The sequence below is a fragment of the uncultured Campylobacter sp. genome (genome assembly GCF_937890585.1).
In the GTDB taxonomy this organism is placed as follows: Bacteria; Campylobacterota; Campylobacteria; order Campylobacterales; family Campylobacteraceae; genus Campylobacter_A.
Genome location: NZ_CALACG010000248.1, coordinates 1 through 8777, shown reverse-complemented (window position 1 = coordinate 8777; position 8777 = coordinate 1). Strand labels below are relative to the sequence as shown.

10 protein-coding genes and 3 pseudogenes are annotated in these 8777 nt (G+C 38.3%); 1 reads left to right on the top strand and 12 read right to left on the bottom strand.

All coding sequences use genetic code 11. The features are described from left to right. Nucleotides 1-23 precede the first annotated feature (23 nt). Nucleotides 24-308: a helix-turn-helix transcriptional regulator gene (locus tag Q0296_RS07450; protein ID WP_148823302.1), complete on the top strand. Its 285-nt coding sequence runs from the start codon at nt 24-26 to the stop codon at nt 306-308. 208 nt (nt 309-516) lie between these two features. On the opposite strand, the pseudogene Q0296_RS11550 reads toward Q0296_RS07450, so the two are convergent. From Q0296_RS11550 to Q0296_RS07395, 12 genes and pseudogenes are all read right to left on the bottom strand, one after another. After that, nucleotides 517-603 (bottom strand): annotated as a pseudogene (locus tag Q0296_RS11550) (TetR/AcrR family transcriptional regulator); the annotation flags it as partial. A gap of 59 nt (nt 604-662) precedes the next feature. Then, nucleotides 663-1175: a hypothetical protein gene (locus Q0296_RS07445; protein WP_298038779.1), complete on the bottom strand. Its 513-nt coding sequence runs from the start codon at nt 1173-1175 to the stop codon at nt 663-665. A gap of 22 nt (nt 1176-1197) precedes the next feature. Continuing rightward, nucleotides 1198-2307, bottom strand: a complete 1110-nt coding sequence (locus tag Q0296_RS07440; protein ID WP_298038776.1) for an ABC transporter substrate-binding protein — start codon at nt 2305-2307, stop codon at nt 1198-1200. A gap of 17 nt (nt 2308-2324) precedes the next feature. After that, on the bottom strand, nt 2325-3272 hold the full coding sequence (locus Q0296_RS07435; protein WP_298038770.1) for an aldo/keto reductase: 948 nt from the start codon (nt 3270-3272) through the stop codon (nt 2325-2327). Nucleotides 3273-3295: 23 nt separating this feature from the next. Further along, nucleotides 3296-4081, bottom strand: a complete 786-nt coding sequence (locus tag Q0296_RS07430; protein ID WP_298038767.1) for an ABC transporter ATP-binding protein — start codon at nt 4079-4081, stop codon at nt 3296-3298. Next, nucleotides 4078-5100, bottom strand: coding sequence for an iron ABC transporter permease (locus Q0296_RS07425; protein WP_009295487.1), 1023 nt, complete (start codon nt 5098-5100; stop codon nt 4078-4080). The genes Q0296_RS07430 and Q0296_RS07425 overlap by 4 nt, the downstream gene beginning before the upstream one ends. Before the next feature lie 82 nt (nt 5101-5182). Beyond that, a pseudogene (locus tag Q0296_RS07420) lies at nt 5183-5404 on the bottom strand (IS3 family transposase); the annotation flags it as partial. A gap of 100 nt (nt 5405-5504) precedes the next feature. After that, a complete protein-coding gene (locus tag Q0296_RS07415) occupies nt 5505-5807 on the bottom strand; it encodes a hypothetical protein (protein ID WP_021086679.1) in 303 nt (100 codons plus the stop codon). 97 nt (nt 5808-5904) lie between these two features. After that, nucleotides 5905-6804 carry a L(+)-tartrate dehydratase subunit alpha gene (ttdA, locus tag Q0296_RS07410; protein WP_298038760.1) on the bottom strand — a complete coding sequence of 300 codons (900 nt, stop codon included), beginning with the start codon at nt 6802-6804 and terminating at the stop codon, nt 5905-5907. Further along, nucleotides 6797-7255, bottom strand: a complete 459-nt coding sequence (locus Q0296_RS07405; protein WP_103634029.1) for a DUF2809 domain-containing protein — start codon at nt 7253-7255, stop codon at nt 6797-6799. Before Q0296_RS07405 ends, ttdA begins: the two co-directional genes overlap by 8 nt. A gap of 52 nt (nt 7256-7307) precedes the next feature. Then, nucleotides 7308-8056: pseudogene (gene larB, locus Q0296_RS07400) on the bottom strand (nickel pincer cofactor biosynthesis protein LarB). Further along, nucleotides 8043-8777 (bottom strand): ATP-dependent sacrificial sulfur transferase LarE (locus Q0296_RS07395; protein ID WP_298038754.1); only part of this gene is annotated, 735 nt, incomplete at its 5' end. The pseudogene larB and the gene Q0296_RS07395, both read right to left, overlap by 14 nt.

The window sequence follows — 8777 nt, the reverse complement described above, 5'->3', positions numbered from 1 at the left end:
ATACAAAGAGCAAAGGAGATAAAATGAGACCTACTTTTGAAGATTTTAAAGCAAAAGCACTAGAAAAAGACGAAGTGAGAAAAGAGTACGATAGACTAGAAGTTGAATTTGATTTAAAGTTAAAGCTTATAAAGATTAGAAAAGCGGCAAATCTTACTCAAGATGAGATAGCAAGTAGAATGAATACTAGCAAGAGTAATATCTCAAGACTAGAGAGCTTAAATTCTAAAATTTCCCCAACAATCTCTACTTTAAATGCCTATGCTAATGCTGCTGGATATAGGCTGGATGTAAATTTTGTGCAATAGTTTTTAAGATTTCACCATATATTCTTTATCTTATCTTAAATGGATCAATAGAGAATAAAAAGCAAAATCCATAACCAGTTTACTATTCACATACATTTAATATTATCCATCAAAAAGCCATCTTTTATTTCATCTGGGCGAGGATACTTTTTGTCTGACAAGTCAGACAAAAATACCTCGTTAGGGATAGTCCCTAAAACCCCATATTTATTATACAGCCTAAAAAATTACTGTATTTTGTTCCATAAGAACCAAACACTAATAACTCAAACGCATCTTTATTTTCAAAAAAATACCCTCCTTACTGGTTTGTCCAGTAAGGAGGGTACATATCAAAACCCTTCTCTTTTTCTTTTATAGAACTTTTGCGTTATATACTTCTTCGGGCTTAGCGGCCAATAGTCTTGCTGCCATATCTTTTTTCATCTGAATCAAAGTAGTCTCTTCTTCTTCACTTCTATCTTCTTTTCTTGCTAATTCAATAAATTCTTTTAGTACAAAACCTGGCTTTATGGTTATAACAACTGTTTTATCTCTATACTTGAATTTAAAATAATATCTTCCATGGGGACTTTCTAAGACTTCTTCAGCTTCTTTTAAATTAATATCAACGGAAATTCTACCATCTGTTACGCATCTTGTTACCATTTCAAAAGCATCTAGCCCTCCCGGTCCAGGAAATGCTGTAATAAGATATATCTCTCTTCTTTCTAATAATTTCCCATCATCTAAAAGTGGAAAGGCTCTACTCATGACTTGAAATGCATGAGCTACTCCCCCGGGATAACCTACACCATGATAGTTTAGTAAATCATCAAAGCTATATTCTAATTCATGTCCTTTTTCTAATACTTTTATTTTATCCATGTTTCTTCCTTTCTTGTTAAAACTACTTCCTCAATATTGTAGCAACTTCATCATCTGATAATTTGTAATCATATACATATTCAAAGAAATTCTTTAACTCTACTTCCATGTCCATATCTGAAAACAATTGTGGATACTGTATTTTTGCAGCCCATTTAACTGTAAGCGGAGTTTCAACCCCAGGAGGATCCCACCTATAAACACCTATAGGAATTTTGTATACTTGTTTGTTAGCTACAGCTTTAATTGTTGACCAGTTTCTACCTTCCTGCTTATTTTCAATAAAGTCTTCCGGCATTAAGTCTGAATGATTTCCTAAATAAATGATATCAGGGTTCCATACAATCATCTGCTCCATGTCCACTTCAGCCAATTTACCCTTAAGCTCGTGGGCCGGATTATAGGCTCCACTTGGTTTCATCCAATGGTCGTATGTTTTTATAGCTATTTTCATGTCACTATAAAACTCTATAACTTTTGGTTTATCTTCATCTTTTATTTCAGCTAACTTTGATGTTACTTCATTAATTCCTTTGTCCATATATTCAACTAATAAGTCGCCACGTTCTTTCTTTTGAAGTACTTCAGATATTATTTTTATATTTTCTTTTATACTGTCAAATTCTGCCCTCTTTAAAGCTACTACCTTAAGTCCTGCAGCTTCCATTTTTTCAATTTCTTTCTCACTATTCAAATAAATAAACACTACATCCGGTTTTAGCTTCAATAACTCTTCCACGTTAACAACTGAGTCCTTTGAACACCATTTAGTATTCGCATTAGCTAGTTGTGGATACATGTTTTTTAAAACACTTTCTTCAAAAGCTTTAATAGAAGATGGGTTGCATCCTACAATTTTATCTGTCTTTCCATCAATTGCATATATTATAGACGGAAGAGGCTTGTCCACCGTTGCAATTCTTTCCGGTGTTTTTTCAAATTTAATCGTTTTTCCTCTAACATCAGTAACCGAGTATTCGCTTTCTTTTACCTTTTTAACTTCTTGCACTTGACTAGCTTCTTTTTCCTTGTTTTCACTGATTTCATTTTTATTACTTTGAGAGCTGCCGCCACAAGCATTTAAAATTAATGCTAGTACTAAAAATAATAATAAACTAATCCTTCTTTTCATTTTTCCTCCTTCGAAAATTATACACTTAGTGGATAAACTCCAAACAAATCTGCAACTTCTTCTCTTAATATATGAGGTCTTTGTCTAAGAGCTTTGCCAACTTCTATCTTTCTTTCTAAATCAACTTGATTAATTCTTTCTTTTAATTTTCCTTCTTGTTCACTCCTTTCTTTAGCAGAGTAAGGTTCTTGATATAGGGTTTTAATAGCTTCATTAATTTCATCTTTTGAATTAAAGGTTCCCAGTACAGAATCTATAAAGGGAAAGGACAGAATATATGCATATGCCGCTTGAACCAAAGTTTGGTCTTCTTTTATACGAATAGCGTTAAATATATCTTCATAAAGCAACAAGTCTCCTGTTGCCAGCGGATTCATAGCTATTGTCCCTATATCTTTTTCATGAGTCTTCATTATTCCTTTTAATCTGTATTTGGAATTAATTATATTAAAGCCCTGTAAACTATAATCAAATTTATACTCCCCAATCATCTCAATTAGTTCTTTATTTTGTAAGTGTGAAGAAAAAGTAATATGCTTAATAAGTCCTTCTTCTCTTGCTTTTTCCATCTCTCTTATAGCTCCATAGTTTTTAGCTCCTCTCCATTCTTCAAAAGATTTTACACCCCAAAGACAAGTAAAGGAGTCAATACAACTTATTCCTAAATTCTTCAAAGAATTTTCAAGATTTTTTCGAAATGTTTTAGAATCTCCGGCATGTGTCTTTGACATAATATAAAATGGTTTTTTATGCTTCTTCATTTCTTTTATGGCTATACCTAATATAAGTTCTGAACAATTGTTTCCATAAGTATCGCCGGTTTCAAAGAAATTTATTCCTTGTTTATATGCATAGAAGAAATTTTCTGCATGTTTATCTATATCTTGAGGATTCTTTAAGTGATGACTTCCCATAGATATTCTTGAAATTTGTATGCCTGTAGATCCTAATTTTCTATATTCCATTCATTAACCTCCTTCTAACAGTTCTATATGGTTTTATAAGGTGCAACTGTTTTGTATTCAACTTCTTCTGCTTGAAAAATTAAAATTTTAGCTTTGATTTGAAAATACTTTTGTAAGTTATCTTCAGTAATGGCTTTCGAACTTTCATCAAAGGTTGTTTTGTAGTCACTACCGATAAACAAAGTTTTGTCAGATATCTGCAATGCATGACTAGGAAAATGAGTGTTTATTATGCAAGCAGATTTTTTATTTACATTTATATGTTTAATTGCCTCTATGATTCTAATTTGATTCTTCATATCCAGGTTTGACTCCGGTTCATCTAAAATAAGAAGTTTTGGATTAGAAACAAGAGCTCTCGCAATCATAACCATTTGAAGCTCTCCTCCGGATAGCTCATCACAGTATCTATTTGATAGCTTTTCAACTCCTAATTCTTTTAAAGTTTCATAAGCTTTATCATAATCTTCCTTCGTAGGGATATGGAAAAAACTGTTTTCCTTGTCTAAACCCATCACAACCATTTCTAAAACCCCATAACTAAACACACTTTTCTTAACTTGAGGAACATAACTTAAGTTTTCCCATAATTCTTTTTCTGCATATTCATTTATATCTTTGCCGAACAATAAGGCTTTTCCCGTGTCCCATTTTAAAAACCCCATAAGACACCTTAAGAAAGTAGTTTTACCCACCCCATTGGGTCCAAGAATAGACATTACTTCTTCTTCTTTTAAATCAAATGAAATATCTTTTAAAATTTTTCTCTTGTCATATGAAAAAGTACCTTTTTTAACTTGGAGTATCATCTTCTTTCTCCCGAATTCTTTCTAAGTATAGTTATGAATAATGGCGCACCTATAAATGCTGTTAATATTGAAATGGGAATTTCATTGCTTGTAGCTGCTCTTGAAAGGGTATCTATCAGTAATAAATAAATTGCTCCCATAACACAACAAGTTGGAATAAGGTACCTATTATCATTTCCGATAACCATTCTCGCCAAATGGGGAATTATTAAACCTATCCATCCTATAATTCCACATACAGAAACTGTAGTTGCAGTTATCAATGTTGAGAGTAAGATAACCACAATACGTAATTTTTTTACATTAATTCCTAAAGACCTAGCCTCATCAGAATCTAGAGATAAAAGATTCAATTTCCACCTTAATAGAAAGAAGCCGAAAATACAAGGTATTATTATTATTGAACAAATAACAAGGTCTCTATAGGATACACTTGCTAAACTTCCCAGCAACCACATAGTGATAGTTGGAAGCTTATCTTCCGGATCTGCTATATATTTAATAAATGATATTGAAGCATCAAATAGTGACTTTACAATTACTCCGGATAAAACTAACACATACAAATCTGTTCGTTTTTTTACTCTGGATAGGTTTAAAACTATATAAACTGCTAAAAGCCCCAGAAGCAAAGAAACATGCTGAGTCACTATCATGTCTAGGGATAATAATATAGATAAAGCCGCCCCAAAACCTGCTCCTGAAGACACCCCTAGTATGTCCGGGCTAACTAAAGGGTTTGAAAAAACAGTTTGATATGCTGCTCCTGCCAGTGATAGCCCTGCACCTACTAAAACTCCCATAAGTATTCTAGGTAGTCTTATGTCAATTATTACACTAGTTTCATATACATCTAAGCCGCTAACATCTCCGGTTATTGTTTTGTATATAATCATAAATGCTTTATAGGGGCTAACCGGATATCTTCCTAAACAAATAAAAGTTAGTATTAAAAGCAATAGCAATACAAAGAGAACCAATATGCATAATTTTTTATTCTTAAAGAAACCTTTTCCCATTTATCCACTCTTTCTAATTAATAGTAAAAATCTTTTATATAGTCTCCTATCCTCAATATAAAGAAGTTAACAAAATCTTTTTAGATATTTGCTCTAAATTAGGACTTAAGGATAAGTCATAAGAGATTATTTCATTTGTATACATATCAAGTATTGGTGAAATGTAGCATTTACCCCATGAAAAGTTAAATTGAGATACATCAGTACTCCATTTTTGTAACGGCTTATCAGCTTTAAAATTTCTGTCTATTATATTATCAGCAATCTTGCCTACTTTACATTTGTATGAATGATATTTTTTCTTTACACTATTAAGAATCCTATTATGAGTTACTTCATAATCTCCGTTTGCCATGATTTACCCTCATTTCTTTAAATGTAACTTGGTTGTATTATAGCACTTGTTATATTTGAAAGTCAAGATATTGATACGCATATTCATCTTTAAAATGGTCATCATCATACTCTTCATATACATAATCATAATTTAACCTAAAATGCACATTACCAATGTACGCATCTACCATTGTTGTGTTAGCAGTCGGTTTTTTAGTGTAGGCTTCGATAGTTAGGCTTGCTGGCAAAAAAGATTCTTGGTAAGTAAATTCACTTTTGGCAATAACACATTTTTCATTTAGGTATGAACTACAAAATTCTAAAAACTTAGCTCCTAATTCATCTGCTAGCTCTCTTTGTGTGCTAGCCAAATCTACAAACTGATGTGTCCCGTGAGGTAGATCACGTCGCCGATTTTGATATTTGAAAGATCCTCTGGCGCGATCGGCGTGGTTAAAATTTTCTTACTCATAGCGCGAACTCCTTGTGCGATTTTACAGCAAAACTTAGCTGCTCGTTCCAGATGATGTGGCCTTTGCGGTGCGACCAGCAGCCTACATTTACAGCAACGGCGATGACACTTGGGTGGCGAGCGCAGTTTTCTATATGTACGCCCATCACGGAGCTTGCGCCGCTCATGCCTTGTGGGCCCAGACCTATTTTATTTATGCCATCTTCTAGCAACTTTTCAGTTAATGCGGCTCGTTCGTTTGGATTTTTAGAGCCCAAAGGTCTCATCAGCGCCTTTTTAGAAAGCAAGGACGCTACGTCGATCGAAGTACCCACGCCAACACCTACCAGTAGCGGCGGACAGGCGTTTATGCCATAGCTCGTCATTATATCCATGACGAATTTAACGACACCCTCATAGCCCATGCCAGGCATCAAAACGGTCGCTTTGCCAGGCAGGCTACAGCCGCCACCTGCCATATAGGTGTGTATCTCGCACTCGCTACTATTTGGCACGATCTCCCAAAACACGCTCGGCGTGCCCTTGCCGACGTTTTTGCCGGTATTATACTCGTCAAATGTCTCGACGCTGTTATGGCGCAGCGGAGCCTCGCGAGTAGCTTGCAGCACCGCCTCTCGCAGTAGCTCTTCAAGCTCGCCGATAAGCGGAAAATTTGCGCCACATCTTACGAAAAACTGGATCACTCCAGTATCCTGACAGGACGGGCGGTTTAGCTGCTTTGCAAGGCGCTGGTTTTCAAACATTGTTTTGTAGATCTCCTTTGCCAGCGGCTGTGTCTCGCGTTCGCTAAGCTCCAGCAGCTTTGCCGTCACGTCGTCGGGCAGTACCTTGCCCGTGTAGCCGACAAATTTCGCCATGACCTCAATCATCTTTTGCACAGCTTTTTGTTTATCCATCGCTTCTCATTTGCCAAATTTTACTTTCAAATTTTTCATAAGCGCCCGCTAGGACGCAGCCAACCGCGTAGCAGAGCAGATCGGCGAAATCAAACGTTCCGCCGATCATTACTTTTAAAATTTTATTTTCTATGCCTAAAATTTGCACGGCACCAAAATACTGCGCGAGCTCCGAGGCTGCCGCGAACGCGAAAATTTTAAGTGGCAAATTTGACGGCGGCGCGCTAAATGTAGCCCGCGTCAAAGCGTAAAGCAAGATAACCGCCAAAACGTCGCCCGTGTAGTGGCGCACAAAGCCGCCCTTTACGCAGATCGCGATGTAAATTTCTACCGCTAAAATCATGCCAGCCGCGGCTAAAAATGCTAGCCTAGTTCGCGCGCTTTGCCTTGTTTGCAGCTTTTGCATGCGCTTTGCAGCACTTTTTTGCTCGCTTAAATTTTCCTCTAGCAACGCTTTTCTTTTAAATTTAGCCGTTAAATTTGCCTCGCAAGCGGCGTAAAATTCAGAGATGATTTATCAGGCTCGCGTTATACGCGGCGCCGAATCCGTTGTCGATATTTACGACGCTGACGCCGTTTGCGCAGCTGTTTAGCATCGCTAGCAGTGCCGCTAGTCCTCCAAAATTTGCCCCATATCCCACGCTCTGGTAGGCACTGCGATCACTAGAGAGCTTACAAGGCCTGCTAACACGCTAGCAAGTGCGCCCTCCATGCCCGCCACCGCGATCACGACCTTTGCATCACGTATCTCATCGAGCTTTGCGACCAGCCTATGTAGTCCTGCCACGCCAACATCGGTAATTTTTCTCACATCGTTGCCTAGAAATCTCGCCGTTTCGTACGCTTCCTCCACTACCGCGCCGTCGGCGGTGCCTGCGGAAACTATCGCGATGTAGCTTTGCGTGAGCGCGGGCTCTTTAAATTTGACGCTGATGACGCGGCCACGAGCATTAAAATTTGCCTGCGGAAAGATCTCACGTATGCGTTCAAAAACATTCTCATTTGTTCTTGTGATTAGGATATTTTCATTTTTTTCGCCGATCACACTAGCAATTTGCAAAATTTCATCATCTGTTTTATTTGCCCCATATATCACCTCACCAGTACCGTTTCGCAAAGCACGCTGAGTGTCGATTTTGGCGCAGCCCGCATCGCTAAAAGGAAAATCCCGTAAAAACTCTATCGCTTCGTGCTCGCTTTTTTCACCCGATTTTACGGTACGGATGAAATTTAAAGCCTCATCTTTCGTCATTTAAAATCTCCCCGCGAAGTCCCTTTAAATCAAGCAAAATATCATACTCGCCAAGCGCGGCGATCTCGCGTACGACGGCGCTAAAATCTCCCGCGCAAAAGCGCCTAGTCTCGCTCGCACCCATTTGCAGCTTAAAGGCTTTGCCGTCAAATCGCGCGCGAATGTTTAAAAATCCATGCGAGATTAGCAGATTTTCGGCTCGCTCCACGAGCGAAATTTCCTCCGCGGAAAACTCCCTATCGTGCGGTAAACGCGTCAGAAGGCACGCGTAACTGGGCTTATCCGCGGTCGGCAGTCCAAGCTCGCGGCTAAGCTCTCTAATCTCTGATTTTTTGAGGCCTTTAAGTGGCGAAAGCACGCCAAGCTCGTCTTTTGCTTTAAGCCCCGGGCGGTATTCGCCAAGCTCGTCTTTTGCTTTAAGCCCCGGGCGGTATTCGCCAAGGTCGTCTAAGTTCGTACCGTCGGCGACGTTTGTAAAGCCTAGATGCTTTGCCAGCTCGATTAGCCGCGTAAAAACCGCCTTTTTACAGACGTAGCAGCGATCTTGCGGATTATTTTTTACCGCTTCGGGTGCTTCTAGCTCTAAAATTTCATGCCTGATGCCGTAAGTACGGGTAAATTCCACCGCCTCTTTTATCTCGCGCCCCGACATATAGGGCGATTTTAGCGTGATAGCTACCGCGCGCCGGCCTAGCGTATCGGCGGCAACGCGCAGCAGTAG